The following is a 26960-nucleotide window of genomic DNA, read 5'->3' as shown; positions in this document are numbered from 1 at the left end:
TCCCTCCGTTCCGACGGCGGTCAGCCCGCCGAGGACCACCACTCGACGCGTGGCACGGTGCGTCACGTACCTTACGCTGCGACCAGCCCAACCACTGGAACGGCGAAAGCATTCCCGCGGCGCGCAACGTCCGTCGGCCGGCCGGCGTCCTCGGCTGGGAGTCGAAGGGAAGACGCGGATGCGATCAAAGCTGGCATGGTTCCGGATGGGGCTCTGCGCAGTCGGCGTCGCGGTGACCGGGTGCACGCCGCAACCGGTGACCAACCCTGATCACACGCTCCCGCCGGCTTCGGCCGCGCCGAGCTCGCCCGCGGTTACCGCGTCGCCCCTGCCGTGGCCCGGTCCCGCGGTGAGCGGCGGGGCAATCACCAAAGGGCTTGTGCCTCTGCCGGCGCTCGCGGAGAGCGACCCGGCGGAGACGTTTCAGCTCAGCCCAGCAACCCGGATCTGGATCGGCCCAGACCACACCCTCGAGCCGATAGCTGACGACCTCGCCGCCGCACTCCGCCCAGCCACCGGTTTTTCGCTTCCGATTGACACCGCGCCGACCGCGCCGGCGAACGCGTTCCTGCTGGCGCTTGACAACACCGAACCGCAGCTCGGCACGGAAGGCTATGACCTCTCCATCACCCGCGACGCGGTACGCCTCGTCGCCCGTACCCCGGAGGGGCTCTTCCACGGCATCCAAACCATTCGCCAACTGCTGCCCGCACGCATTGAGGCACGCACGCCGCAGCCCGGTCCGTGGCACATGATCGGCGGCCGCATCGTCGACTACCCCAGATTCGCGTATCGCGGCGCGATGCTTGATGTGGCCAGACATTTCTTCCCGGTTGCAGACGTCGAGCGGTACATCGACGAACTGGCTTTGTACAAGGTCAATGTGCTCCACCTGCACCTCAGCGACGACCAGGGATGGCGGATCGCCATTGACAGCTGGCCGAAACTTGCTCCAGTCGGTGGAAAGACCGAAGTCGGCGGCGGGCCTGGCGGTTATTACACCCAGGCGGACTACCGCGCGATCGTCGCCTACGCGCAAGCGCATTTCATAACGGTGGTCCCGGAAATTGAGACACCCGGCCACGTCAACGCCGCCCTCGTCGCATATCCGCAATTGGCTTGCTCCGGTAAGCCGATCCGCCCCTACACCGGCACCGGCGTCGGTTTCAGTTCGCTCTGCATCAGCAACCCGACGGTGTATCAATTCGTCGACGATGTGGTCGGCGAGCTGGCCGCACTCACCCCCGGACCGTACATCCACCTCGGCGGTGATGAAGCGATGAGCACACCGCCGTCCGAGTATGCGGCGTTTGTGCAGAAAGCTCAGGCGATCGTTGAGGCGCATGGCAAGACTCTCATGGGTTGGGCGGAAATCGCCAAGGGCTCACTCGACGCATCGGCGGTAGCGGAGTACTGGAATTTCCGCGACGGCATGGCGTCCGCCCGCCAAGCTCTGGCCCGTGGCATGCGCCTTGTTGCGGCACCAGCGGATCACGCCTACCTTGACCAGAAATACACCGCGACGAGCCGGCTCGGACTCACGTGGGCCGGGCCGGTGAGCGTCGCAGAAGCCTATGCCTGGGACCCAACCATGATCGCTCCAGACGGCGATGTGCTGGGGGTGGAGGCGCCGTTGTGGAGCGAGACCATCCGGACGATGGCCGATATCGAGTACCTCGCCTGGCCGCGGATGGCCGGCATTGCGGAAATCGGTTGGACGCCGCAATCCGAGCGATCCTGGCAGGAGTACCGGCTCCGGTTGGCGGCCCAGGGTCCGCGCTGGCAGGAGCTGGGCGTGAACTTCTACCCCTCGCCGGAAGTGCCCTGGCCTACGGCGTCGACGAACGCGTCGTAAACCTCGTCAGTGAACGCGACGAACCGCACCTCGCGGACCGACGTGGTCGGTGTCCCCCGGACGGTGCGAACGGCGATTCGGGCGGCGTCATCAGCAGGCCATCCGTAAATGCCCGCGGAAATCGCCGGAAACGCAACCGTCTGAGCGCCCAGTTCATCCGCGACCCGCAGTGCCTCACGGTAGGCGGAAGCCAACACATGCGACCGATCCTCACGGCGGGAATACACCGGGCCGACGGCGTGGATAACCCATTTCGCCGGCAATCGCCCGGCGGTGGTGGCCGCGGCCTGACCGGCCGGCAGGCCCTCCGGATATTTCGTGGCGCGCAATTCCCGGCAGGCTGCAAGTATCTCCGGCCCGCCGCGCCGGTGAATGGCACCGTCGACCCCGCCGCCGCCGAGCAACGACGAATTGGCCGCATTGACGATCGCGTCGACGTCTTGGGTGGTGATGTCCCCGCGGACCACCTGGATGCGGACCATTCCGACGCTCCGCCTCGGCGTCCTACTGGCGAGCCCTCCGCAACGCCGGCCGCGCGTCCACGAAATAGACGATGACGGCAACGACCGCCGCAAGTGCAAAGAAGCTGATGAACGAGAAGATCAGGAGAACCGCTAGGGTGACGGCGAGAATCGTCACCCAGACCTGCTTGGTCGCCTTGCCGGCCGCCACGAATGCACCCGCCGGTGTCATGGCGGCATCAATGAGCGCGACGATTCCGGCGACGAGCGCGGCCAACCGCACGAGCAGGAAGAACAGTGCCAGCGGGGCAAGCAGAATGCTCATGCCTGGATCATACCGAGCGCCCGGTGAACCCGCCGGTGATCTGATCGAGTTCAGCGAGATCGGCGGCGTCGGGCTCCCATAATCCCGCCTGGGCATTGGCCCGCACCTGCTCCGGCCGGGTCGCCCCGGCGATGACGCTGGCCACCGCAGGCTGGGCGGCCAACCCGCCGATCGCGACGTCGAGGAGGCCGATGCCCCGGCGCTTTGCGAAGTCTTCCAAGGCATCGATGACGTCCCACGGCGCGGCAGCGAGATCGGACTCACGGCCGGGTTCTGCAAGCCGCCCTTCCGACGGCCGCTCTCCGCGGCGGTACTTTCCAGTCAGCAAGCCATTGGCGAGCGGATAATAGGGCAGCAACCCGACGCCGAGATGCTCGCAGGCCGGAACGACATCGGCTTCGACATCGCGACGGAGCAGGCTGTATTCGTTCTGCGCGCTGATGAAACGCTCTGTCCCTGCGCTGCGCGCCACCCAGTCGGCGTCCACGATCTGCCAAGCGGCGAAATTCGATGAGCCGATATAACGGACCTTCCCCTCGATGACGAGTTCATGCAGCGCTTGAAGCGTCTCCTCGATCGGCGTCCGCGGATCCGGTTCATGCATCTGATACAGATCGATGTAATCGGTGCGGAGTCTGCGCAGCGACCCCTCGACCGCCGCTCGAATGTACCGTCGAGAGCCTCGGGCAACCGGTTCGGGCAAAACTTTTCCGCGCATCGGCTTCCCGAATTTGGTGGCCAGCACGACCTGCCCGCGGCGTCCGCTCAAAACGTCGCCGAGAATCTCTTCCGAGGCACCCGGTTCGGCGCCGTACACGTCGGCGGTGTCGAAGAGCGTAATTCCGGCGTCCAACGCAGCGTCCACCAACCGCGCCGTGGCGTCCTTGTCAAGCCGACGTCCAATGTTGTTGCAGCCCAAACCGACAGTCGAGACGGTCAGTCCACTTGCGCCCAGTTGCCGATAGGTCATCTCCGCCATACGGCCACCTTACGATCCGGACGACGCGGCCTTCCCCCGGCGTGTGTTGCTGGGAGAACCGGACGTCGAGCCTTTCGGACGCGATGCCGAGCGGGATCGAGCGCCCGATCGCGTCGCGTTTCCGGACCGTCCCGACCGACCGGCCGGCGGGTGCAACGGTTCCGGCATGAACGGCTCCCGGACGAACGGCTCGTCCTCCTCAGCCTCCGCGCCCGCCTCGGTCTGGACCGCATCCTCGCCGTCCACCACCCGCCGGCCGCGGCGGGTCAGCTCGTCGTAGACCTGCCCAGCCCGCAAGGTGATCCGTGCGGCCTGGCCGACGAGGAGTCCCGCGGCCCGCATCGGTGCGTCACGGTACCGCTCCTGCCACCCCGTCACCGTGTTCGGTAAATCCTGCACAGTGCGACGGGCCTGCTCGGCGACAAAATCCGCAGCACCGACGAGAAGATACGTTGGTTGGTCGCCGATCGTGCGCCGCAACCGACGCAAGAAATCGTCACGCACGCCCATCGACCGGCCCCTCCTCGCGATCGCCGGTCCGCCGGGAGCCCGCCGGCCGCGGGCGAGTGGTGCCGGGCCGGCCCGACATCCGCCCTCCCGCAGCCGACGGCCGCCCACCCGCACCGGGCGTCCGCCCTCCCAGAGCGGATTCGCCGGGCGGCGCATCCGCGGCGGAGCGGGCGGCTGCCCGCTGGTCGGTGCCGGAAACCGCGGACTCCGCAACGTCCCCGCCGTCCTCGGCGACGTCATCGACGATGCCGGCGAACGCGTTCACCGACGGCCGATCCGCAGCGGACGCCGCCGGCTCGGACGACGCGCGAGCAGCCGACGTGTCAGCAGCGCGTCGGCTGTTCTCCTTACGGAATGCGTCGTAAATCTCCAGCAGCGTCTGTTTCTGCCGCTCGAGGAGATGCGGGTCAGCCAGGACCGCATCGACCACGGCGCCGTCCGCGGTGCGCTCGTCGAGGATTCCCGCCCGCACGTACAAGGCTTCTGCGGAGATGCGCAGACCGCGCGCGATCTGCTGCAGGATCTCGGCGCTCGGACGGCGAAGTCCACGCTCGACCTGACTGAGGTAGGGGTTGGAGACACCCGCGATCCGGGCAAGCTGCCGAAGCGACATCTGGGCCAGCCGGCGCTGCTCGCGGATGAAATCGCCGATGTTGAAAGGAGTGGCCATGCGGCCAGTCTTCCGCATGGTGCTTGCACATGCAAGCGCCCGCTGGAAGCACCCGCCAAGGCCATGCAAGCGCCGGCCGGCTGCACCCTGCAAGGCCGGCAAGGGGCACCGGACGCCGGCCACACTCGTTAGCCTGTCGGCACCACGGAATCGGTCGAGAGACGGAGAGCGGCCCGATGCATACGCCGGAACGTGCCACCAGGCTCCTCGTTCTCGGCCTCGCGGGCCTGACGATGCTCACGGCGTGCACGGTGAGTCCACCGCGTCATCCCGTCGGTTCAGTGCTGTCGGCGTCAAGCACCCCGCAGCAGGTGGCCTCCTCTGCTGCGACGCCCGAGGCGAGCGCACCAGCCGATCCGACTGCGGATCCCGCGGCGTTCGCCAGCGATCTGTCGTTCACTGACATCACGACGCGCATCCGGGAGGCTCTCGGCTCGGCCGCTCCCCGCAACCTCACCTTTGCGCGGGCGGTACTCACCGTGCCGCTCGACTGGGCCCATCCGCGCAACGGGAAAACGGTCAGTATCACCGTCGTACGGATCCGCGCGACGAATCAACGCGACCGCATCGGTTCACTCGTCATCAATCCCGGCGGGCCCGGTGCGTCCGGTGTCGAAGCCGCTATCGAGCTGGCTGTTTCCGAATTTCCGGCTGAAATTCTCCAGCGCTTCGACATCATCGGCTTCGATCCCCGCGGAGTCGGGCTCTCGTCGCCGCTCCGCTGCATACCGGACACCGAGAAGGACGCCGAGCTCGAATTGCCGGCCGACCCTACCACCAGCGCGCAGTGGCAATTAGAAATCAACGAAGACCGCCGGGTCGCCGATGAGTGTTACGCGAAATACGGCACGACCTTGACTTTCTTTTCCACAACGGAGACCGTCCGGGACCTCGAGGCATTACGGGCCAAACTCGGCGATGCCAAGCTCACGTATCTCGGTTATTCGTACGGCACGCTGCTCGGCGCCGAGTACGCGTCGGCATATCCCGACCGGGTGCGGGCTTTGGTGCTGGACGGGGCGGTGGACCCCACGCTCTCCACCGTGGAGCAGACCCGCGCCCAGGCCGCCGGTTTTGCCCTGGCGTTTCAGCATTACGCAGCGGATTGCGTTGCGCACGCGTGTCCGCTGGGGAAGGATCCCGCCGGGTACGTCGAGGCGTTGATGCATCGCGCGGCCGGCCATCCAATCCCGAGCGGAAATACCAGGGACCACCGGGTCGTCAAGGATCAGGCCGTGCTGCTCGCGGTGATTTCCGCCCTGTACAACGAATCGCAGTGGAGCAGACTCACCCGTGCCCTTGTCGACGCCGCCCACGGCGACGGATCGGGAATCCTCGCGTTGGATGACGAATACAACGAGCGGAATCCAGACGGCAGTTACACCAACATTGAAGACGCGAACGCGGCAATCAGCTGCGCCGATACCACGCAGCGGCCGACCGTCCAGCAGGCGGAGGCGCTCGCCCCGGTCTGGCGGGCGGACAATCCGCTCTTCGGCGGGGCGGCGGCCGCCGGCCTCGGCTTCTGCAGTCTCTGGAAGGCGCCGCCCGATACGCCCATCACCATCGGTGATCACGGCGCTCCGCCGATCCTGGTCATCGGCACCACCGGAGATCCAGCCACCCCGATCTCGGGTGCGGAACACCTCGCCCGGCTCCTCGGTTCGGGACATCTGCTCGTCTGGAACGGCGAAGGACACACCGCGTATCCGAAGACGACGTGCGTCACCGACTACGTCGACGCCTATCTCATCGATCTCCGTCTGCCGCCGGCCGGCGCGAGCTGCCCGGCAGGCTGAGTCCGGCGGGGTTAACGACGGCCACGGCAGTGACGCGACCGCAGCTCCAGCTCGGGATCAGCGGCCGGGTATCAGCGGTCGCCCTCAAGATGGTGGTGCAGCAGCGCCTCCACCTGCGCTTCACCATCCCGGTAGCGACGGGCGATCTCGGCAGCGCACGCGTCGATGACCGCTTGCACTGCCCGTCGTTGCTCAGAGATGACACGCTCGTGCTCCGCGAAACGAGCCAGCGTCGCGCGCAACTGATCCGACGTACGCCCCGCCAACGCGGAGAGATCCGAATCGGCGATCAGTCGCTCCACCAGACGGCGATGCTCGGTAATGCGCGACGGCCCGATGCTCAAGTGTCGGCCCAGGCCATGCGGCGTCGTCGGTTCGTCCGCAAGAATCCTCGGCAGCTCTTCCAAGATCGATGCAGTCTCCTCAAGCTCCCCCTGCCGGCGAGCCAGCTCGGCCTCGATGATGTCCATCCGACCCTGCAACAGTTTCCGCAGGTAGGAGAGATCCGCTTCTTCTTCTTCGGCCGCCCGCCGCAGCTCACGAATCTCTTCCAGGGATCGCTCGCTGAGACCCTCCAGGTACTCCGGCGACAACACCCGATCGATGCGCCGATTGCCACCACGCGGCCGAGGACCGTCGTCCGCCACCTGACACCTCCACGCCAGGACCACTCCGCCCCCACCCGAAGAGCACGGAGAGCACATCCCCGTGCGCCTATCGTGTCACGCCGACGGCATCTTGGTGCGATCAGATACCGATTCGAGGCCAAAACTGGGCAGGGCGGATTGGTCCGGACGGCTCAATGGCGAGCCGCCGCCTGCCGATGCCAACGGAGCAGGGACCCGCATTCGGTAACGCGGAGCCGGTCGCGTACGTCATCCGGTTGATGAGGAGGTCGCCAGGTGCTCAAAGGCGACCTGAGCAGCGTCGCACTGGACGAGGTGCTCACCGCCTTGGCGGAGCAGCAGGCGACCGGTTGCCTGCATGTCGTCGATGATTCAGGGGACGAAGCGCTCGTCTATTTGAAGAACGGCCTCGTCTACGCGGTGTCCGTGCCTGGACGGCGTCCACAGCTCGGCGCCCGGTTGATCTCGAGCAATGTGCTCGTTCCCGAGGACCTGGCGGAAGCGCTCGAGGTGCAGCGCACGGAACTGCAGGGCTGGCGGCTGGGGGAGCTTCTCGTCCACCTGGGATTTGTCGAACGGGAGGTCGTCGAGGCCTTCGTTCTCGAGCAGCTGCGGGACGGCTTCACCGACCTGATGACCTGGACGTCGGGCCGCTGGCGGTTCCGCAAGGGCGAGAAGACTCGAGAGGACGTCGCTCCGCCGACTTCGGTTGCCGACTTGCTCGCCGAAGTTGCGCGACGCCGGCAAGCCTGGGCGGACGTCGTCGCGGCGGTGCACGGACCACACGCCGTCCCGGTGCTCGCCCCGCGCGGCGGAGAAGCAAACGTCACGTTGGATCCCGATACATGGTCGGTGCTCTGCAAAATCGACGGGGAGCGGACCGTGGCCGATCTGGCCCGGGAGTGCGGTTTCACCTTGCTGGAAGCCGGAACCATCATCCGTAATCTCGTCCAGGCCGGTCTGGTCGATGTAGAAGAGGAGCTTGCGCCAGAAGACGATCAGGCACGCCGCTTGGACGAACCGGCCGGAACACTCGGGGTCGCCGAGGAGACCGCGGAGCCGACCACCGCGGACGAAGACGGGCACGGCGACGAGAGTCTGGCCGCTCGGGTCGCCGCGTTGGCGGCGGCCTTCGCCAGCCGCGAGACACCGACGGCTAACGCAGACGACCGCATCCAGACGGAAACTGTCAGCGATCCGGCAACCGCCGAAACATTCGGGAGTCCGGCGACGGACGACGTGGCACGTGCGACAACGGATGACGCACCAAGCGCCTCAGCGGAGGCCGTGGCGAACGCGGCAATGGACGACGTGGCGACCGCCTCGGCAGACGCCTTGCCGAGCGGAACGGCGGACGCGAGCCCGGCTGCTGTCACACCGGACACCTTGGCCTTGGATGACGAATGGCCGCTCGCCCGGGTCTCCGCAGCGTTGTCGCAAGTGCTTGGACCCACGGCATCGATGGAGAACTTCGTCGATCCCTTCGATGTACCGGAAGACGTGCGAATCCGACCGCCCGCGCCGCCGCCGCCCCCACCGCCGTCAGGCCCGACTGAGGAAGAGCTGCGGCGTGAGCGGATTCGGCAGGCCGCAGCGGAGGAATTGGCTCGAGCACAAGCGGAAGCCGAGGCACTACGCCGGGCCGAGCATCTTGCCGAAGTCGTCGACTTGAGGGCGCGGCGCGAAGCGGCGCGGCGTGAGAAGGAACGCCTGCTGCGGGCGGAGGCGTTGCTCTCGGCCGGCGTCCAGTCGGCCGAGGAGACAGATCGGACGGAAGCTGACGCGAACGCCGAGTGGGAATCACCGTCGGCCAACGCCACGGCATTAGCGGACGCGCCGACAGCGTCGGCGGCCACGGAGACGGCGGTCGAACCGTCGGTCGCCGCAGAACGGACCGACGCACCCTCGGTCGCCGTGGGGATTCCGGACGAACCGGCGGTCACCGCGGAGACTCCGGACGAACCGTCGGTCGCCGCAGAGAGTCTCGGTGCGATGGACGTTTCTCCGCCGGGCGAGACCGGCGTCGAACCTCCCCGTCTCGATGGTCTTGCCGCCGGTGCACCGATGGAATTCACCCTCACCCTTCCGAGCGCGCCGGCGGAGATTGCGGCCGCTGACGTCACCGCAGACACCTCCGAATCCGAACGGTCTGCTGACGATGCGCCTCTTGCCGGCGCATTTCCGTCAACCGAGCAGGAATTCGCCGTTACGCCGCCGGCGACAGCCGCCGAATTCACTGCCACGCCGCCGGCAACAGCCGGCGAGTTCGCCGTTACGCCGCCGCCAGCGGAATTCACTCCCGAGCTTTCACCATTCGCTGACGACTCCGCCGCCACGGCGCCGCCAGTCGCCGATGAACGGGGAACTGCGATTCCTCCCATTGTTGCTGAGGAATACGCCGTGACGGTCCCGCCGGAAACACCCGGCATCGGTTCGCCGGCTGCGCAGGTACCGCCCAGCGGCGTCCCGCTAACCAGCCTTGACCCGCATGGCACGTCGCCTGTGCACCAGACCGCGGCGGAATTCCCGCCCTCTGGACACAGCGGATATGCTCCGCCGGTCGAGCCGGCGCAATTTCCGGCGGCGTGGACACCGCCGGAATACAGCCCGGCACCCGCGGCGGCCGGCCCCGCAGTCACGCCAGCCGCAGGCCCGGCCGGAACCGAACCACAGAGCGCCGGATTTCCCGACACCAGCTATCTTGCCGCGGCGACCGCGATGCTCTCGGAATTCAGTCGGACGGGTGCGACGGAATTGCCGCAGCCCAGCCAGGACGAGCCGCCAGACGAACCCGCACCCGCACCGGAACCGCCCGCGCCGATCGTGTCCCGGGAACTGACCGACACCGCGTCACTGCTGCGCGAACTGTCCAGCCTCGGCCTCGACGATCCTGCACCGGCGCCTCCGCCGCGACCCGTCGTTCAGCCCCGGCCGGCCACGACAAAGAAAAAGCGGGGACTCTTCGGCCGCTGAACACTGCCCCCGGACGGCGGATCGGGCTCGCGGGCCGCTCACGCGCATCAGACGCAACGGCGCCCGTCTCACGGCGATCCACCCGTCACCGGGCATGGCAGCATAGGGCTGTGCGGGCGGTCGTGCAGCGGGTCACCAACGCGCGGGTTACCGTATCCGGCCGTACCGTCGGGCAAATAACTCGACCCGGTCTTGTTGTCCTGGTCGGCGTCACCCATACCGACACCGTGCGGCAGGCTCACGCGCTCGCCGTGAAGGTGCACGAGCTGCGCATCCTGCGCGGCGAGTTGTCGTGCGCACAAACCGGCGCGCCGATTCTTGTCGTCAGCCAATTCACCCTGTACGGCGACACCCGTAAAGGCCGCCGTCCATCGTGGGACGCCGCCGCACCGGCAGCAACAGCCGAACCGCTCATCGAGGCGTTCGTAGCCGAACTCCGCCGGCGAGGAGCTGAGGTCGCGACTGGCGTCTTCGGTGCCGACATGCTGGTCGAACTCGCCAATGACGGGCCGGTCACTCTTGTGCTGGACGTCGACTGAGCCCGGCGCGCAACGTCATCCGGGCACGCTGGCCCGGCGGCGGCTCGGTCTCTTTTCGCACGATCGGTTCGATCGTCGCCGCACGATCCGTACCGTCGGCATCGCGGACAATAGCGGCGGCACTGTCGTCCACCGCGTACCGGACGAGAGCAAGCGCGATCGGCCCGAGCTCATGGTGATACGCCGCTGAAGTGAGATGGCCGGCGACCGTGCCGGCGACGAGAACCTGCGCGCCCTTCGCGGGCAATTGCTCGCGGACGCTGCCGTCCAGGTGCAGCCGCACGAGTCGCCGCGGCGGGCGGCCGAGATTTGCGACGTGAGCGACGGTCTCTTGGCCGCGGTAGCACCCCTTGTTCAGATGCACGGCAAAACCGATCCAGCCCAGCTCATGCGGAATCGAACGGTGGTCCGTGTCGACACCGAACCGCGGGCGTCCGGCCTCAATACGCAGCGCATTCCACGCCGCAATTCCTGCCGGCCGGCCGAAATCGGCGATGACCGCCGGGAACTGCTTTCTCGGTATGAAGAGCTCGCGGCCGTGCAGGGCGTCGGCTCGAGGGTCGACCCGCGTCGGGAATTCCGGGTGCGGCTGATCGACCGGTTGCCACACCACGGCCCAGTCGTCCGTGACGTCACGCGCCTCAACCCGGAGCAGAAACCGCATCGACGAAAGGAAATCCACCAGACCACCGGCCGTACCGGGCTCGACGTGCACCCACGTCGTCGTGCCGTCGTCGACGAGCATGAGGTGATGCTCGACGTGACCGTTGGGGCTGAGCACCAGAGTCTCGGTGCCCGTCTGAGCCGGCAGGTCGATGAGACGCTGCGTCGTCAGATCATTCAGCCACCGCAAGCGGTCCGGCCCGCTGATCTGCACGACCCCGCGATGCGACAGGTCGACGAACCCATCGCCCGATGCGAGCAGGCGCTGCTCACCCAGCGGGTCGCCGTAGTGCCCAGCCACCGCCTGATCCGGTTCAGATGCGGGTACGGCGCCCGGCATATCGAGAAGCGGACTGCGAACCGCGCTCATGTCGTACTCCGACATGTCGAACACCGCCCGAAGATGGCGAAATGATGAACGTCTGCGGCAAATCCATGCTCGTCGTCCAATCGCTGGATCAGTGATTGGACAACCTCGGACCCGACCTCGGTGACGGCGCCGCAGCTGCTGCAGACGAGGTGCACATGCCCGGCATCCTCCGCGACGTGGTAGGTGGGCGCGCCGTGGCCGAGGTGCGTGTGGGTCACCAAGGAGAGTTCCTCGAGAAGGTCGAGCGTGCGGTACACGGTGGACATGTTCACGCCGCTGGCGACCTCGCGCACGTAATTGATGATCTCTTCGGGGGTGGCGTGCCGAAGTGCCGCGACGGCCTCGAGCACGAGCCGGCGCTGCGGGGTGAGCCGATAACCCTTCGACCGCAACCGGCCTTGCCACTGGGCGCTGCGCGTCGACGGACGGTCAGAACTCCCCTTGGGCACAGGGTCAGTCTAGGGCCGGCGTCGGCAAACCCGTCACGTCTCGTTCTCCAGCAATTCTTCGCTCGCCGGGCCGGCAGGGTCAACCAAATCCCACAGCAAGGAGAGCGGCAAGCCATGCGCCAGTAATTGCATGGGCTCCACGCCGCGCGGCTCAGTTACGGTACTCACGCTCTATCGATCGGCACCCGCTCCGCAATTTTCGCCCGCCGACAAGCGGACGGCGGATTGCACCGCTTGCCGCATCAAGAACTGTCCGGCGATGACCTTGAGAGTGCGATCCAGAAACCACCCGATCAGCCGACGGACCGCGCCGCGCCGGCGTAGACCGGATCCGGCGGTGCCGACGCGGAGCGCCGCTGAATGGCCGATGACGGACGCGTAGTCCAGACGGGCCCCGGACGCGCCGAGGCCTAGCCGGGCCGGGGGAACGACGCCACCGGGCTGTTCTCCCCGGCCCGGATGGATCGTGTCAGGCGGGGAGCTCCACCTCGACGTTTGTCACGACGCCGAGGTCGGCCTGGACCTCGCGGTCAGCCGTCGCGCCCGGCACCAGAACCCGAACGGTCCACGTCCCCGGCGCGGCATAAAACCGAAAAGCACCGGTCGCGGAGGTGGGCACCTCAGCCACGAATTCGCCGTCCGCGTTCAAAAGCCGCACGTAGCCGTGGACGGGTGCGTCGCCGCGGCGGACCACCCCTTGAATGACCGCTTGCTTGCCGGCGTCCACTTCAGTCGGCAAATCCGTCAGCGCACCGCACATCAGGACCCGCTCCCCAGCTCGATGGGGACGCCGACCAGCGAGCCGTACTCGGTCCAGGAGCCGTCGTAGTTCTTCACGTTCGGCTGGTCGAGCAGCTCGTGCAGAACGAACCAGGTGTGCGCGCTCCGTTCGCCGATCCGGCAGTAGGCGATGGTGTCCTTGCTGAAATCGACGCCTGCTTCGGCGTAGAGCTTGCGCAGCTCCTCGTCCGACTTGAACGTGCCGTCGTCGTTCGCCGCCTTGCTCCACGGCACATTCTTCGCTGTCGGCACATGCCCCGGGCGTTGGGCGGATTCCTGCGGCAGATGCGCGGGTGCGAGCAGCTTGCCACTGAATTCATCCGGTGACCGCACGTCAATGATGTTGAGTTTGCCGATCGAGTTCACCACTTCGTCGCGGAAGGCGCGGATCGAGGTGTCCGGATCCTTTGCCACGTAGGTGGTGCGCGGCCGGACCGGAACCTCCTGGGTCAATTCCCGGCTCTCCAGCTCCCACTTCTTACGGCCGCCGTCGAGCAGTTTCACATCCCGATGACCGTACAGCTTGAAGTACCAGTACGCATAAGCGGCGAACCAATTGTTGTTGCCGCCGTACAGCACGACGGTGTGGTCGTTGGAAATTCCACGCTCGGACATCAACCGTTCGAACGCCGCCTTGTCGACGAAGTCCCGGCGGACCGGGTCCTGCAGGTCTTTCTTCCAGTCCAGTTTGACGGCGTTACGAATGTGGCCTTTGTCGTACGCCGACGTGTCTTCATCGACTTCGACGACGACGACGTTCGGATCGTTGAGATGCGCCTCGACCCAATCGGCGTCGACGAGTACCTGCTGTCTGCTCATGCGAATGCTCCTTTACCTAGCGACACGGCGTATTGCTTTACCTAGAGACACGGCTTGTTGTGGACATGAATACGACCCGCCTTCGGAATCCAGTCCCGACTGCGGGCTGGGCGGAAAGCGGACGCCCCGGCATGCGCGGCGACCCGGAACGGTCCGCGAGGGTCAGCGGGATCATCGGTGTCCCTCCATTGGCTGGCGGCAAGCTAGGAAACCACCGCGAGCACAGGCACGCGTGATCTCGCGGACTAGCAGGCTGGACACAAACAGCTGGCCACCCGGCAGAGGTCGACCGTACGCCGCTTGATGAGAACGAGTTCGACCGCCGCCGTCATGGCTCCGATGCTACCGGTCATGGGCGCGCTCGCGCACGTCCCGTCATGGACGCCGACGCGCCGTCATGGGTCCGCCCGCGCACGCGACAACGGCCGAGTCGCCGAGCGCGTGCTCAACGGGCCGCAGCCGGCGGGGTAACAGCGACCAGCACGGTGCCGTCGGAGCGCACCACGTGAAATGACGCGATCTCCGCCGGGCGCATGCTCGTGGCACCGGCGGCAACGATGTGCCCGGACGGGGTCGCCGTCCAGCTTGCCGCCACCTCCCGACGGCCGTCCGTGCCGATCACGATGAGCTGGCAGCGCCCGTCGTACGCGCCGGTCGTCTCACCGGAGAGCTGAATCTGCAGCGCAGTGCCCCAGGCGCGAGGCCACTCGTTCACCGCAGCGGTGATCCCGGTAGCCGGATCCCAGCCACGCGCGACGATTCCGCTTGACGGTCCCGGGTGAGCGACCACGACAACTCCGCTGATCACAGCGGCAAGGACGGCGACCCCGGCAGCAGTCGAGATCAGCCACCTCGCCCGCCGACGGCGGCGCACAGCCGTGACCCGGGCAAGCAACCGGGGGAGCAAGGCGGCGTCCACGTCTGCCGGAGTCGCCGTCACCTCCGGCAGGCTCACCCGGGCGAGCAGGCCGGGGAGCGCGGCAAGCGAGGCGAGCTCGTCACGACAGTCGGCGCAGCTGCTGACGTGCGCTTCGACTTGGCCGCGCTCTCCGGGGTCCAATGCGCCGAGCACGTAACTGCCCAGCGAGAGCCGGATTTCGGCACACGCGGGGGTCACCGTTCGGTCACCCCTCTCTCTTCCAAAATGAGCCGGAGGGCGCGGAGGGCGTAGTACGTCCGCGATTTCACCGTTCCCGGGGGAATTCCGAGTACCGCCGCAGCTTCGGCGACGGATCGGCCGCGGTAGTAGGTCTCGATGAGCACCCGGCGGTGGTCCGGGCTGAGCGCGTTGATGGCGTCGGCCACCTGCCACGCCTCGAGCGCACGGTCGACGGCGGCGACTACGTCATCCTCCGCCGCCACCACGCCGAGCCCCTCCGGACCGGCCTCGGGCGGACGAGCCCGCACGGCGCGATGCGCGTCGACGACGAGGTTCCTCGCCACTGTGAAGAGCCATGGCCGGATGGCGTGCGGATCCCTGGCGAGGGCTTCCGGATGGCGCCACGCACGGATGATCGTTTCCTGCACGATGTCCTCGGCTCGGCCACGATCGCCGTCAACGAGCCGGAGCACGTAGCCGAAGAGCACCCGTCCGTGCTGCTCGTACAGGGCACGGACCAGCGCCTCGTCCGCTCCGGCGCGCGTCATACCGAAAAGACGGCCCCCACAGGGCTCTGGTTCACTCCGATCGCCCGTACGGCCGGGATCACCGCACCGGCCTTCCCGGCCTTCCGGCGGGTCGACGCGCCTGGCCTTCCGGCGGATCCGTGCGCCCACTCCGCGCGCCGGCTCCTGCCGGTCACCGCCAGCCGGACGCCCGGCCCGACCGCGCGCCGCCGCCTCCGCCCGGCGGCGTGGGGAAACCCCAAGCGACCGGAACTTATCGTGAGAGGCGACCGTTACAGCCAACAGCAGGGGAGGAGACGGGTGTCGGCGACGGCAGGTCACGCCAACCCAGCGATCGCCCCGGATGGACGACCGGCGCCGAGCAGCAGCGCCCGCCTTTCCCCGCGGATTCTGATCGTTGAAGACGACGACGCCAATGCGGCGTTGGTGGCCGACTATCTCGCTCCGGCCATCCCGGGGGTGAGCCGGGTCGCGACGTTCCACGAAGCGCGCCGCTTCCTTGCGGACGTTCCTATCGACTGCGTGATTCTCGATCTCACCTTGCCCGATATCGACGGCTTCGACGCCGTCCGGGAAATCCACGATTTCGCGCCGGACGTGGCTGTGGTCGTGCTGACCGACGACGGCGACGAGCACGGTGGAATGACGGCGATGGCGGCGGGTGCCCAGGATTACCTCGTCCGCACCGAAATCGACGCGCCGCTGCTCGTGCGGGCGGTTCGGTACGCCGCGGAACGGAAGCGGACCGAGGCGTCTCTGCGGGCTCTGCAGACCGCGCAGGCCCGGCAGCGGGAGAATGTCCGGCTCCAGCGAGGACTGCTCCCCGTCCCACTCCTCGGCGACGCGCCGCTCGCCGTCGTCACGCGATACCGCCCACGCCGGGCGCTCGCCCAGCTGGGTGGCGATTTCTTTGACGCGATCCAGACGGACGACGGTCGGGTCTGGCTGCTCATCGGCGACGTCTCCGGACACGGCCCGGACGAAGCCGCGCTCGGCGTCTGCCTACGGGTCGGCTGGCGCGCGCTGGTGCTCGCCGGCTTGGACGCCGATCACGTTCTGCCCGCCGTTCAAGAATTGCTGCTTCGGGAGCGGCACGGCGAGGAGGTCTTCGCCAGCGCGTGCATGGTCGTCCTGGACCGGACGGCACATGACGGATGGGTGTATCTCGCCGGCCATCCAGCCCCGCTCGTCCTCCGCGACGGACGGGTCGAGACGCTCGACGTCGACGGCGGAGTCGCCCTCGGGATTCTCGACGACCCGGACGTTCCGGCGACGCCGTTGACCCTCGGTCCAGCGTGGTCGTTGCTCTGTTTCACCGACGGTCTCATCGAGGGTTATGCGGACGGCGGCACGGGTCCGCGGCTCGGGGAGCGCGGGCTGGTCGAACTCGTCCAGCGATATCAAGGAATCCCCGAACCCGCGATGCTCCTCGACACGCTCCTCGACGAAGTCACCGATCGCAACGGCGGACCGTTGGCCGACGACGTGGCCGTCCTGTATGTGCAGCGGCGGATCGACACCACGACAGCCGACGACCAGAGTCTCCCGCGAGGGTAGCGTGAGAAGCGTGCTGCGGACAGCGCTTCGGCCGCGGTGGTGGCCGCGGCATCTTCTGCTCGTCGTGATCGTGGCGGGTTTCTGTTTCCTCGGCCACTGGCAGTGGGACGTGTCGGTGTCCCCTCGCGGTTCGTTGCAGAACACGCTGTACGCGTTCCAGTGGTGGGCGATGGCCCTGATCGTGATTTATGGGTGGTGGCGTTTGTTGTACGAGGAAGCCCACCCGGAGCGACGGCCGAGGCCGGCGGGTGGCGCCGGTGAGCCGCCTGGAGTCCCATCCGGGCATCCACCCACACCGGCGGCGCCGGCGGAGGCCGCCACGGACGGCGGCACGTGGATGTTCCCCGTGCCGAATGCCCCTGATGAGGAGGACGACGAGGAACTTGCCGCGTACAACGCCTACCTTGCCCGGCTGAATGCCCGCGCGGACGCCCGGCGATGACCGAACCGTCGGCTCAGACTCAGTCGATGCCGCGGATGTCCGCGGCGGAATTCGTCACCACCCCGCTCGGCCGGTACCGTCTTCTCGCCTACATCGTCGGAACCGGCCTCGTCATCCTGGTCTTCGTCGGCGTACCGCTCAACCACCTCGCGCATTTCCCGTACGTCGCCAAGTACGTTGGCACCGCACACGGAGTTCTCTATGTCATCTACTGCCTGACCTGCCTGGAACTGACGCTGCGGTATCGCTTGAAACCTCTTCGGTTGTTCTTCATGGCCGCCGCGGGATTCGTGCCGTTCCTGTCCTTCGTCGTCGAGCGGAAGACAACGCCGTTACTGCTGCAGCACGGTGCAGTGACGACTTCCGCTGCCCCGGTGTCGCCGGCGGACGGTCCGGGGCCGCGGGCCGGCACGCCGGGCCGGTCCGGAGGGTAGCCGATGCCACGCACCCGCCTGTACCGTGACGGAAAATTAGCCAAGGAGGATTTTCCGGCGGCGGACATTTCCGACTACGTCACCGATCCGGCCGCCGTCGTCTGGCTGGATCTCTGCCCACCGGAAGGCGACGACCTCCAGCTCATCGAGGAGGAGTTCGGCTTGCACGTCCTCGCGCTGGAGGACGCCGTTCATCCCGGACAGCGGCCGAAGCTCGACCACTACGGGTCCCATCTTTTTCTGTCGTGCTATGCCGTAGCGGATCCCGGCACGCCGGTGGATCCCGGCGCGCCCGGCACGCTGGCGGCGCATGAGCTCGCGGTCTTCGTGACGCGGAATGCGCTCATCACCGTGCGCAAGAGCACCGGCTTCGACATCGAGCGGGTGACGGCGCGATGGGACGAACTCGCCAACCTCGCGGAATGCGGCGTCGGTTTTCTGCTGTACGGCCTGCTGGATTGCATCGTCGACAGCTACTTCACCGTCACCGAGCGGCTGGACGAGCGGGTGGACGCGTTGGAGGACAAGCTCTTCGACGAATCCCGTGACCAGATCCGTGCCGTGCAGCGTGAATCATTCTTGGTGCGCAAGGATCTCATGCGGCTGCGGCGCATTGTCCTGCCGATGCGCGAGGTCGTCAACGAATTGCTGCGGCACGATTCCCCGCTCGTCGGGCCGACGTTGATGCCGTACTTCCAGGATGTGTACGACCATCTGCTCCGGGTGAGCGAGCAGGTCGATTCGCTGCGGGACATGGTCGCCACCATGCTGGAAGCAAATCTGACCATTCAGGGCAACCGTCTGAACACCATCATGAAGAAGGTGACGAGTTGGGCGGCGATTATCGCCGTACCGACCGCGGTGACCGGCTTTTACGGCCAGAACGTGCCGTATCCCGGTTTCGGCCGCCTCTCCGGCCTCCTCACCTCGAGCGCGATCATCCTGATCGGTGTGGTGGTGCTGTACTGGGTTTTTCGCCGCAAAGATTGGCTGTGACATGACCGCCGGGTTCCGGCATGCACTAGGGTGGAGCTCGTCCCACGGGAGCCCCGCGTTCCGGGGCTGAGAGGGCGGCAGGACCGGCCGCCGACCGTTAGCACCTGATCCGGTTCACACCGGCGTAGGGAGGAGTATCCAGTGACCACGATCGAAGAGCGCGTGCCAACCAGCGGCGTCGCATTCCCCGGATCACGGAAGACCTACCTCGTGGGGTCGCGGCCCGACATCCGCGTTCCGATGCGGGAAGTCCCGCTGAGCACCGGGGACCGGGTGGTCCTCTACGACACCTCAGGGCCCTACACGGATCCCGATGTGGTGATCGACGTCCGGCGTGGCCTTCCGCCGCTGCGCGCCCGGTGGATCGACGAGCGCGGCGACACGGAGACCTACCAGGGCCGGCCGGTCCGTCCGATCGACAACGGGTATCGGGACGGCGATCCGCGGGCGACGCGAAATCTCGACAGCGTTTTCACCGCCACGCGGCCGCCCCGGCGGGCCAAGCCGGGCCGGCGGGTCACCCAGATGCACTACGCCCGCCAAGGAATCATCACTCCGGAGATGGAATTCGTCGCGCTCCGTGAAGGCGTGCCGCCGGAATTCGTCCGCGACGAAATCGCGCGCGGACGGGCGGTTCTGCCGGCGAACGTCAACCACCCGGAGAGCGAGCCGATGATTATCGGCCGGAATTTCTTGGTCAAGGTGAACGCCAACATCGGCAACAGCGCCGTCGCGTCCTCCATTGAGGACGAGGTCGAGAAGATGACCTGGGCGACCCGCTGGGGTGCGGACACCGTCATGGATCTCTCCACCGGGCGGAACATCCACACCACCCGGGAGTGGATCATTCGCAACAGCCCGGTGCCGGTGGGCACCGTGCCGATTTACCAGGCGTTGGAGAAGGTCGGCGGCAAGGCCGAGGATCTCTCCTGGGAGGTGTACCGGGACACGCTGATCGAGCAGTTCGAGCAGGGTGTCGACTACATCACGGTGCACGCGGGCGTGCTGCTCCGGTACGTGCCGCTCACCGCACGCCGGAAGACGGGTATCGTGTCCCGCGGCGGCTCAATCATGGCGGCCTGGTGCCTCGCCCACCACGAGGAGAATTTCCTCTACACGCACTTCCGCGAGATGTGCGAACTCATGGCGCAGTACGACGTCACCTTCTCCCTCGGCGACGGTCTGCGTCCCGGTTCCATCGCCGACGCCAACGACGAGGCGCAGTTCGCCGAGCTTCGCACCCTCGGCGAATTGACGAAAATCGCGTGGGAGTACGACGTCCAGGTGATGATCGAGGGTCCGGGTCATGTTCCGATGCACAAAATCAAGGAGAACATGGACCTGCAGCTCGAGCTCTGCTCCGAGGCGCCGTTCTACACCCTCGGCCCGCTCACCACGGACATCGCACCCGGCTACGACCACATCACCTCCGCCATCGGCGCTGCGATGATCGGGTGGTACGGAACCGCGATGCTCTGCTACGTCACGCCGAAGGAGCACCTCGGCCTGCCGAACAAGGACGATGTCAAGGCCGGGGTCATCGCGTACAAAATCGCGGCGCACGCGGCGGACCTCGCCAAGGGGCATCCCGGCGCCCAGGCCTGGGACGATGCGCTGTCGGACGCGCGGTTCGAATTCCGGTGGGAGGACCAGTTCAACCTCTCACTGGATCCGGAGACGGCGCGCGATTTCCACGACGAGACACTGCCTGCTGCGCCGGCGAAGACCGCGCATTTCTGTTCGATGTGCGGACCACACTTCTGCTCGATGAAAATCAGCCAAGATGTCCGCAAGTACGCCGAGGAGAAGGGCGTCGACGAGCAGACCGCAATCGAGCTGGGGATGCGGGAGAAGGCGGCGGAATTCACCGCGCACGGCAGCCGGGTCTACGTACCGGTCGAGGAATTGTCCACCCGGTGACGGGTGTGGGTGTGCGGAGGCGGTTCAGCCGAGCCGCTTCCGCACACATCCGTCTTGAATTAGCCGGACGCGCCGGTGTTCCATCCGGACGCGCCGGTGTTCCGGCAGGCGCCGCGACGAAGGTGGCCCGTCAGCGCACTGCACTCCGAGGCGGAGACTGCCAGGCGGCGCCGTCCGCCGAAACCGCCCAGTACCGGAATCCGGGCAGTTCCGAAAGCCAGGTGAGGGCGCTTCGCCCCCTTGCCAACGCTGCGGTCGCGTAAACGTCCGCACTGACAAGGTCCGGGCCGCTGACGGTGACGCTTGCCCATTCGGTGGCGGGTGAACCGGTCCGCGGATTGATGACATGTGCTCCGCGGCATGTGGTACCCGAGGTGGCGACACCGCCGGTGAAGAGTTCCACGGTGGCGAGCAGGACGTCCGAGCGGAAGGGATGGGCGATGCCCACCCGCCACGGCAGACCAGGGGCCCGGCCGCCCACCGCCGCAATGTCGCCGCCGCCGTTGACCAGGACGTGCTGATATCCCGCATCGGCGATATGCTGCGCCGCGCGGTCAACGGCCCAACCTTTCACCAGGCCGGTAGGGTCGATCGAACCGTCATATCGCGCCGTGAAATAGCCGTCGGTCTTCGCCTCAAACCAGGCACACAAGTCGAGCACGCGGGCGACGTCCGGATGACACGCGGCAAGCCGCAACTCGCCGCGGTTCAGACGGGAAATGTCGCTGTCGGGGCGATACGTGCTGAACACCGCATCGGCAGTGTGCAGGATGTGCACGGCTGCGGCAATCACCCGCCGCGCGTGGTCTACGTCGTCCGGCGTGGTGCGCACGTCGAAACTCACGGTCGTGCCCATGACGTGCTCCACATGGACGACCGATGTGAGTTCCGCCGGCATCGTCCGGTTCACTTCGACTTCGCAGCGTCGAGAGCGGCCTGCAGGGATTGGGCATACGCTTCACTCGTCCAGGTCGCGCCGCTGACGGCGTCGATCTGCGCGCTCTGGGCGGTCAGCGCCTCCTGCCGCAGGATCGGCAGGGCGTACAAACTGATTTCGTAGGAACGCGGGTCGTTGTGCGGATAATTAATTGCCTGGATATCGGTGATCTTCCCGTTGGAAATTGTCACCCGCAGTTGGATCGTGCCGAACGTGCGGAAACCCTCGGTCACCGGGACAGCGCTGCCGGTGACCGTCACCGTACCGCCGGCCGATGAACCCGCACCGGAGTTTGTCGGCGGCGTAGGCGCAGCACCCGCGGTGGGCCCTGCTGCGGAGGAATTTCCGGCCGTCCCGCCGTTGGATGCCGAATTCGCTGACGTCCCGGCCTGCGAATTTCCGGCACCCGACGACGTCGAGCCGCCGTCCGTCCCCAGAGCAGTTTTCGCTCCGCCGCCAAGGGGAGTCGTCTTGAACTGCAGGAGCAGAACAAGACCGATGACCGTTGCGGCCAATGTCAGAAAGGCCCGTCTCATCGATACCGTCCTAGAACTCGAAGGCTTCCGTATGGATGCGACGACGCGGAACCCCAAGCCGGCGCAGGGCCGTCACCGCCGCCGTGATCATTGGCGGCGGGCCGCAGACGAACACGTCGCGGCGGCGCACGTCCGGCACCAAAGACCGAAGCCGCGTACCGACGAACGGATCCCCGGGACCACCGGGCGGCCCGACGAGATAATGCACCGCGGCCTTTCGATAACGGGCGATCTGGTCGAGTTCGGCGCGGAAGGCGAATTCCTGTTCGTGATTTGCCCTGTAGATCAGGGTGAGATCCCCGCGGCGTCCCGGCAGAGTCTCGAAGAGCGCGCGGAGCGGAGTGATGCCGATGCCGCCGGCGATGAGCAGAACGCGGGGTGAGGTCCGCCGCGCCGCGGTAAGCGCCCCGTAAGGTCCTTCCGCGAGGACACGCGTACCGGGAGGTATGCGCCGCAACGCCGTGGAGTGGTCTCCCAGGGCCTTGACGGTGATCCGCAGCAGGGATCGGGTCGGCGGTGCAGACAGCGAGTAAGGGTGGGATTGCCACCATTGCCCGGCGCAGAGAAAACGCCACCGGAAGAATTGCCCCGGTTCAATCGCGAGTTCGTCGAGCCGGCGTCCGCCGATGTGGAGGGAGAAAATCCCCGGAGCCTCATCCACGACACGGACGACGCGGAACCGGTGGCGCAGCGCGAGCCGGAACGGGGTGAGGAACCGGTACCACACCAGCATGGCGCCGACCACGATGTACAGCCCCGCCCAGAGCACGCGCGCCGGGAGATTGCTCATGAAGTCGGCGCCGGTGGCGAATTCATGGCTGAACGAGAGCGCAATCGCCAGGTACGTGTAAAAGTGCAGGTAGTACCAGGTCTCGTACGCGAGCCGGCGACGGAGCGCGCGGGCGGAGACAATTCCGATCCCGACAAAGAGTCCGAGGGCGACGGTGGCCATCAGGACATCGGGATAGTGCAGGAGCAGATCACTCGTCTGCCGGATGAGACCCTCGTGAGCGCTCACCGCATAGCCCCAGATGATGAGCGCCGTATGGGCCGCCGCGACTCCGACCAGGTAGCGGCCGCCCATGGCATGCCAGCGGGCCAGCCGATCCGCGCCGACACCCCGCTCAACGGCGGGTACGCGCGCCATCAGAGCGAGAACGACGATCACGACATACCCCGCGAGCAGTCCGGTGATCCGCCCCGCGTTGGTCAACCACTCGCCCCAACCGTGGATCGGCGGTGTGTCATGCCACCAGAGGGCGAGAACAGCGAGGCCGCCGAGGTAGATCGCGGTCAGGACGGCGCCGGGGCGCACCCGGATCAACGACACCCCGGAGGTTGCCCGGCGGGCGGGTATCGCGTTCGTCGTCATCAGCCTCTCCCGTCGCGACGGTGCGCGTGTTCGCGGCGGCAGGCACGGCCCGCGCACCAGCGCCGAGTCTCCGGGGGAAATCTGAGAACAAGCTGGGACGAGCCTGAACGGACGGCGAAATCACCAGTGGAACATCGTGCCGTCAAGAAGCCGGTTCACCGGCAGATAGGCGCGTCGGTACGGAAACGTCGCCGCGAGTTCTTCGTCCAGTGTGACACCGAGACCGGGTTCGTCACCGGGGTGCAGGCAGCCGTCGGCAAAGTAATACGCATGGCGGAAAACGGCGTTGGTCTCCTCGGTGTGGTGCATGTACTCCTGCAGTCCGAAGTTTGCTATCGACATGTCGAGGTGGATCGCGGCGGCCATACAGACCGGTGACATGTCCGTCGCACCGTGGAAACCGCTTCGCACGCCGTAGAGGTCGGCGAATTCGACGATGCGCTTCACGTGACTCACGCCGCCGGCGTGCACCGGCGTCACCCGGATGAAATCAATGAGTCGCTCGCTAATGAGCTGGTGGCAATCCCAGATCGTGTTGAAGACTTCACCGACCGCGATCGGGGTCGTCGTGTGCTGCTTGATGATGCGGAAGGCGTCCTGCGCCTCAGCAGGGGTCGGATCCTCCAACCAGAAGAGGTCGTACTCTTCAATCCGCTTGCCGAATTTTGCCGCCTCGGTCGGCGTCAAGCGGTGGTGGGCGTCGTGCAGGAGGTGGAAATCGAAGCCGAACCGGTCACGGACCGCGGCGAAGAGCTGCGGCACGAAATGCAGATACGCCTCGGTTGACCAGCGGGTCTCCTCCGGCCGGTCGGTGCCGGTGGCCGGTTCGTAGAACGTGCGGTCCTTGCTCACGCCGTACACCGCGCCCAGGCCGGGAATGCCCACCTGGACCCGGACGGCCTTGTAACCGCGTTCAAGGAAAGCGGCGACTTCGTCAAGGACTTCCGGAATGTCCCGGCCGTTCGCGTGACCGTAGACGGTCACACCATCGCGGGCCCGGCCGCCGAGCAACTGGTAGAGAGGCATTCCAGCGGTCTTGGCCTTGATGTCCCATAAGGCCATGTCAACGGCGGCGATGGACGCCATCGTTACCGGGCCGCGGCGCCAGTAGGCCCCCCGGTACAGGTACTGCCAGGTGTCGTTGATCTGCGCCGGGTCGCGTCCGAGGAGCAGGGGGCAGACGTACTCCTGAAGATACGTGGCGACCGCAAGCTCGCGTCCGTTGAGCGTCGCGTCGCCGAGACCGGTGACGCCGTCCGCGGTGGTGAGTTTCAGCGTGACGAAATTACGGCCCGGGCAGGTCACGATGACCTTGGCATCGACGATGCGGTCGCTCACTCGGACGCCGTCCTTCCCGATCCAGGCGATCCCCTGCGTCGTTTCCCGTCCCGACAGTACAACGTGGTGCGTTTCCCTTCCGGACGGTGCGACGTGGTCGTTTCCCCTCCGGACGGTACGACGTGATGGAATGGCAGCCATGGTCGCGGTTTGCTTTGTGTGCTTGGGAAACATCTGCCGATCGCCGATGGCGACGGTAGTCACGCGGCAATTGCTGGCTGAGCGCGGACTGTCCGGCGCCGTACAGGTGTCCAGCGCCGGCACCGGGGACTGGCACGTGGGTGAGCCGATGGACGAGCGGACCGCGGCGGTGCTTCGGCGTCGCGGGTACGACGGGGCGGAAATAGCACGTCATCGCGCGCGTCGCTTCGAACCGGCATGGTTCGACGAATACGACCTCATCCTCGCGGTGGACGAAGAGAATCTGCGCGCGCTGCAACGCCGGGCCGCCGCACACCAGCGCGGGAAGATCCGACTGCTTCGGGAATTCGATCCGCTTGCGGACGGCGACGTCGACGTTCCCGATCCGTACTACGGCGGGCCGGAGGGATTCGACACGGTACTCGCCATGATCGAGCGGTCGTGCACCGCCCTCGTCGATGAGCTGGAACGCCGACTGGCCGGCCGGTCGGCTGCACCGACAAGCCCGGCGGAACGTCCGGTCGAAGCGGCCGACGCCGGCCTCTCCGTCACCCTGGTGAGCCGCGTATCCGGCGGTGACATCTGTGAATCCTGGCGCGGAGCCGATCGGCACGGACGGCCAGTCTTCGTCAAGACCCTCCGCAACGCGCCGGCGGGGTTTTTCACCGCCGAGGCGCGCGGCCGGGAGTTCCTCGCCGTGCCAGGCGGACCGCCGCTGCCGGAGATCCTCGCCGTGACCGAGGACGCGTTGGTCGTGTCGTGGATCGAGGAAGACCGCCCGAATCCTCGGGCGGCCCGGGAATTCGGCCGGCGGCTTGCCCGAATGCACGCCTCGGCGCCGCCGTACTTCGGCGCGGCGGAGCCTGGTTTCATCGGGACTTTGCCGCTGCCGAATGAACCGACCGCGTCGTGGCCGGAGTTCTACGCCAAGTGCCGTCTCCGGCCGTTTCTCCAGGCGCTCCCGCGACGACAGCGTGACGTGGTTGAAGAGGTCTGCGACGTCATCGACCGGCTCGCCGGGCCCACGGAACCACCCGCGCGAATTCACGGCGACCTCTGGTCAGGCAATCTCGTCTGGGCGGCGGACGGCCGAGTCTGGCTGGTCGACACCGCTGCGGCACATGGCGGACACCGGGAAACCGACCTCGCGATGTTGGCGCTCTTCGGGACGCCGTACTTCGACGACATCCTGGCGGGTTACCACGAAGTCGCGCCGCTTGACCCGGGCTGGCGCCGGCGGCTGCCGCTCCACCAGCTTCACCCGTTGCTCGTCCACGCGACGCTCTTCGGCGGCGGCTACGCCGAGCGGGCGGTCGCGGCGGCCCGGACCGCGCTGGAGATCCTCAGCTGATTGCCGGCCGGAGGGCGTCCGGCGGCAACTCCGGCGGACGCCAGTCCGGCGGCCATCCCTTGTGATTGGAAAACTCGATGAGCCACCGCCACCAGCTGTGATCAGCGGCATGCTCCCAGTAGCGCAGGACACCTACCTCACCGCCGGCGAGGATCACCGGAAGTCCGTAAAACTCCGGGGTGGGCCATACTTCGTCGCGGCGCACACGTCCGTCGGCGATGGTGAGGAGGGTCATCGGGGAGTACTCCCCGTCACGGTCCGCGTCGGAGCGGGCGACAAGCTGGTCGTCGTCCAGGTGACGAACCTCGACGGCGAGCTGAGCGGGCGCGGCATGAACCAGAACCCGGTAATGCCCGCCGCCCGTGACCGCGCTCGCGAATTCGAGTCCGGTCATTCCGCCGTCCCGGGCCCGTAACGACCAACGCCAATTCATCTCCGTCTCCTCTCATCACCACCGTGATGTAGCCAGTATTCGCGCACAGCGCGTCGGCC

Annotated in this window: 29 protein-coding genes and 1 riboswitch; of the genes, 10 read left to right on the top strand and 19 right to left on the bottom strand. The window is 67.0% G+C overall.

Features of this window, described 5'->3' with window-relative positions; translation table 11 throughout:
• Nucleotides 1–178 precede the first annotated feature (178 nt).
• The gene (locus ACEL_RS00385; protein WP_011718912.1) at nucleotides 179–1855 is read left to right on the top strand and encodes a beta-N-acetylhexosaminidase; all 1677 of its coding nucleotides are present in this window, start codon (nucleotides 179–181) and stop codon (nucleotides 1853–1855) included.
• On the opposite strand, the gene ACEL_RS00380 is transcribed toward ACEL_RS00385, so the two are convergent.
• Genes ACEL_RS00380 through ACEL_RS12725 form a run of 5 tightly spaced genes read right to left on the bottom strand, consistent with a single transcriptional unit; the run spans nucleotide 1804 to nucleotide 4800 of the window.
• Nucleotides 1804–2337: an O-acetyl-ADP-ribose deacetylase gene (locus ACEL_RS00380; RefSeq protein WP_011718911.1), complete on the bottom strand. Its 534-nt coding sequence runs from the start codon at nucleotides 2335–2337 to the stop codon at nucleotides 1804–1806. The two genes, ACEL_RS00385 and ACEL_RS00380, sit on opposite strands and share 52 nt — an antisense overlap.
• Before the next feature lie 22 nt (nucleotides 2338–2359).
• Entirely contained in the window at nucleotides 2360–2641 is a 282-nt protein-coding gene (locus ACEL_RS11805) for a DUF2516 family protein (RefSeq protein WP_011718910.1), read from the bottom strand.
• Between the two features lie 7 nt (nucleotides 2642–2648).
• Nucleotides 2649–3611 carry an aldo/keto reductase gene (locus ACEL_RS00370; RefSeq protein ID WP_041835140.1) on the bottom strand — a complete coding sequence of 321 codons (963 nt, stop codon included), beginning with the start codon at nucleotides 3609–3611 and terminating at the stop codon, nucleotides 2649–2651.
• Nucleotides 3612–3629: 18 nt separating this feature from the next.
• The gene (locus ACEL_RS00365; RefSeq protein ID WP_011718908.1) at nucleotides 3630–4130 is read right to left on the bottom strand and encodes a hypothetical protein; all 501 of its coding nucleotides are present in this window, start codon (nucleotides 4128–4130) and stop codon (nucleotides 3630–3632) included.
• Entirely contained in the window at nucleotides 4117–4800 is a 684-nt protein-coding gene (locus ACEL_RS12725) for a helix-turn-helix domain-containing protein (protein ID WP_274376841.1), read from the bottom strand. Before ACEL_RS12725 ends, ACEL_RS00365 begins: the two co-directional genes overlap by 14 nt.
• A 176-nt stretch (nucleotides 4801–4976) precedes the next feature.
• Here ACEL_RS12725 and ACEL_RS00355 point away from each other — a divergent pair, with 176 nt between their 5' ends.
• Nucleotides 4977–6599 (top strand): alpha/beta hydrolase, encoded by a 1623-nt coding sequence (locus ACEL_RS00355; protein ID WP_011718906.1) that lies wholly within the window; start codon nucleotides 4977–4979, stop codon nucleotides 6597–6599.
• Nucleotides 6600–6670: 71 nt separating this feature from the next.
• Here ACEL_RS00355 and ACEL_RS00350 read toward each other — a convergent pair whose 3' ends face one another.
• Nucleotides 6671–7246 (bottom strand): RsiG family protein, encoded by a 576-nt coding sequence (locus ACEL_RS00350; protein WP_011718905.1) that lies wholly within the window; start codon nucleotides 7244–7246, stop codon nucleotides 6671–6673.
• A 255-nt stretch (nucleotides 7247–7501) separates the two neighbouring features.
• Between ACEL_RS00350 and ACEL_RS00345 the strand changes: the two genes are divergently transcribed.
• On the top strand, nucleotides 7502–10198 hold the full coding sequence (locus tag ACEL_RS00345; RefSeq protein ID WP_011718904.1) for a DUF4388 domain-containing protein: 2697 nt from the start codon (nucleotides 7502–7504) through the stop codon (nucleotides 10196–10198).
• A 110-nt stretch (nucleotides 10199–10308) separates the two neighbouring features.
• A complete protein-coding gene (gene dtd, locus ACEL_RS00340) occupies nucleotides 10309–10737 on the top strand; it encodes a D-aminoacyl-tRNA deacylase (protein WP_011718903.1) in 429 nt (142 codons plus the stop codon).
• Here the strand turns inward: dtd and ygfZ are convergent.
• The 8 genes from ygfZ to ACEL_RS00305 form a co-directional block, all read right to left on the bottom strand.
• Entirely contained in the window at nucleotides 10712–11785 is a 1074-nt protein-coding gene (ygfZ, locus tag ACEL_RS00335; protein WP_202943373.1) for a CAF17-like 4Fe-4S cluster assembly/insertion protein YgfZ, read from the bottom strand. The genes dtd and ygfZ overlap by 26 nt on opposite strands.
• A complete protein-coding gene (locus ACEL_RS00330; protein ID WP_011718901.1) occupies nucleotides 11767–12219 on the bottom strand; it encodes a Fur family transcriptional regulator in 453 nt (150 codons plus the stop codon). Before ACEL_RS00330 ends, ygfZ begins: the two co-directional genes overlap by 19 nt.
• 33 nt (nucleotides 12220–12252) lie before the next feature.
• Nucleotides 12253–12387, bottom strand: coding sequence for a hypothetical protein (locus tag ACEL_RS12720; RefSeq protein WP_273357698.1), 135 nt, complete (start codon nucleotides 12385–12387; stop codon nucleotides 12253–12255).
• A 301-nt stretch (nucleotides 12388–12688) separates the two neighbouring features.
• Nucleotides 12689–12979 (bottom strand): DUF1416 domain-containing protein, encoded by a 291-nt coding sequence (locus tag ACEL_RS00320; RefSeq protein WP_011718900.1) that lies wholly within the window; start codon nucleotides 12977–12979, stop codon nucleotides 12689–12691.
• Nucleotides 12979–13818, bottom strand: coding sequence for a sulfurtransferase (locus tag ACEL_RS00315; protein ID WP_011718899.1), 840 nt, complete (start codon nucleotides 13816–13818; stop codon nucleotides 12979–12981). Before ACEL_RS00315 ends, ACEL_RS00320 begins: the two co-directional genes overlap by 1 nt.
• A 245-nt stretch (nucleotides 13819–14063) precedes the next feature.
• Nucleotides 14064–14150 carry a putative leader peptide gene (locus tag ACEL_RS12855; RefSeq protein WP_420794982.1) on the bottom strand — a complete coding sequence of 29 codons (87 nt, stop codon included), beginning with the start codon at nucleotides 14148–14150 and terminating at the stop codon, nucleotides 14064–14066.
• 113 nt (nucleotides 14151–14263) lie between these two features.
• Entirely contained in the window at nucleotides 14264–14935 is a 672-nt protein-coding gene (locus tag ACEL_RS11250; RefSeq protein WP_011718898.1) for an anti-sigma factor family protein, read from the bottom strand.
• A complete protein-coding gene (locus ACEL_RS00305; protein ID WP_011718897.1) occupies nucleotides 14932–15465 on the bottom strand; it encodes a sigma-70 family RNA polymerase sigma factor in 534 nt (177 codons plus the stop codon). The genes ACEL_RS11250 and ACEL_RS00305 overlap by 4 nt, the downstream gene beginning before the upstream one ends.
• A gap of 279 nt (nucleotides 15466–15744) precedes the next feature.
• On the opposite strand from ACEL_RS00305, the gene ACEL_RS00300 reads away from it, so the two are divergent.
• From ACEL_RS00300 to thiC, 5 genes are all read left to right on the top strand, one after another.
• On the top strand, nucleotides 15745–17001 hold the full coding sequence (locus ACEL_RS00300; protein ID WP_011718896.1) for a PP2C family protein-serine/threonine phosphatase: 1257 nt from the start codon (nucleotides 15745–15747) through the stop codon (nucleotides 16999–17001).
• A gap of 10 nt (nucleotides 17002–17011) precedes the next feature.
• On the top strand, nucleotides 17012–17443 hold the full coding sequence (locus tag ACEL_RS11245; RefSeq protein ID WP_193138701.1) for a hypothetical protein: 432 nt from the start codon (nucleotides 17012–17014) through the stop codon (nucleotides 17441–17443).
• Nucleotides 17440–17877, top strand: coding sequence for a DUF3817 domain-containing protein (locus tag ACEL_RS00290; protein WP_011718894.1), 438 nt, complete (start codon nucleotides 17440–17442; stop codon nucleotides 17875–17877). Before ACEL_RS11245 ends, ACEL_RS00290 begins: the two co-directional genes overlap by 4 nt.
• 3 nt (nucleotides 17878–17880) lie before the next feature.
• The gene (locus tag ACEL_RS00285; protein ID WP_011718893.1) at nucleotides 17881–18873 is read left to right on the top strand and encodes a magnesium transporter CorA family protein; all 993 of its coding nucleotides are present in this window, start codon (nucleotides 17881–17883) and stop codon (nucleotides 18871–18873) included.
• Nucleotides 18874–18907: 34 nt separating this feature from the next.
• A riboswitch (TPP riboswitch) is annotated at nucleotides 18908–19021 on the top strand.
• Nucleotides 19015–20793: a phosphomethylpyrimidine synthase ThiC gene (gene thiC, locus ACEL_RS00280; RefSeq protein ID WP_148204481.1), complete on the top strand. Its 1779-nt coding sequence runs from the start codon at nucleotides 19015–19017 to the stop codon at nucleotides 20791–20793. (Overlaps the previous riboswitch by 7 nt.)
• A 130-nt stretch (nucleotides 20794–20923) precedes the next feature.
• On the opposite strand, the gene ACEL_RS00275 is transcribed toward thiC, so the two are convergent.
• The 4 genes from ACEL_RS00275 to manD all read right to left on the bottom strand — a co-directional run bounded on the left by ACEL_RS00275 (nucleotide 20924) and on the right by manD (nucleotide 24976).
• On the bottom strand, nucleotides 20924–21649 hold the full coding sequence (locus tag ACEL_RS00275) for an FAD:protein FMN transferase (RefSeq protein ID WP_083760604.1): 726 nt from the start codon (nucleotides 21647–21649) through the stop codon (nucleotides 20924–20926).
• A gap of 50 nt (nucleotides 21650–21699) precedes the next feature.
• The gene (locus ACEL_RS00270; protein WP_011718890.1) at nucleotides 21700–22266 is read right to left on the bottom strand and encodes an FMN-binding protein; all 567 of its coding nucleotides are present in this window, start codon (nucleotides 22264–22266) and stop codon (nucleotides 21700–21702) included.
• Between the two features lie 10 nt (nucleotides 22267–22276).
• Nucleotides 22277–23638 (bottom strand): ferredoxin reductase family protein, encoded by a 1362-nt coding sequence (locus tag ACEL_RS00265; protein WP_011718889.1) that lies wholly within the window; start codon nucleotides 23636–23638, stop codon nucleotides 22277–22279.
• 120 nt (nucleotides 23639–23758) lie between these two features.
• Nucleotides 23759–24976, bottom strand: a complete 1218-nt coding sequence (gene manD / locus ACEL_RS00260; protein ID WP_011718888.1) for a D-mannonate dehydratase ManD — start codon at nucleotides 24974–24976, stop codon at nucleotides 23759–23761.
• On the opposite strand from manD, the gene ACEL_RS00255 reads away from it, so the two are divergent.
• Nucleotides 24945–26468 carry a fructosamine kinase family protein gene (locus tag ACEL_RS00255; RefSeq protein ID WP_337998379.1) on the top strand — a complete coding sequence of 508 codons (1524 nt, stop codon included), beginning with the start codon at nucleotides 24945–24947 and terminating at the stop codon, nucleotides 26466–26468. The genes manD and ACEL_RS00255 overlap by 32 nt on opposite strands.
• On the opposite strand, the gene ACEL_RS00250 is transcribed toward ACEL_RS00255, so the two are convergent.
• Entirely contained in the window at nucleotides 26461–26901 is a 441-nt protein-coding gene (locus tag ACEL_RS00250) for a DUF7712 family protein (RefSeq protein WP_011718886.1), read from the bottom strand. The genes ACEL_RS00255 and ACEL_RS00250 overlap by 8 nt on opposite strands.
• Nucleotides 26902–26960: the final 59 nt, after the last annotated feature.

The sequence above is a fragment of the Acidothermus cellulolyticus 11B genome, assembly GCF_000015025.1.
Classification (GTDB): domain Bacteria; phylum Actinomycetota; class Actinomycetes; order Acidothermales; family Acidothermaceae; genus Acidothermus; species Acidothermus cellulolyticus.
This window is presented reverse-complemented; position numbering and strand designations above follow the sequence as displayed.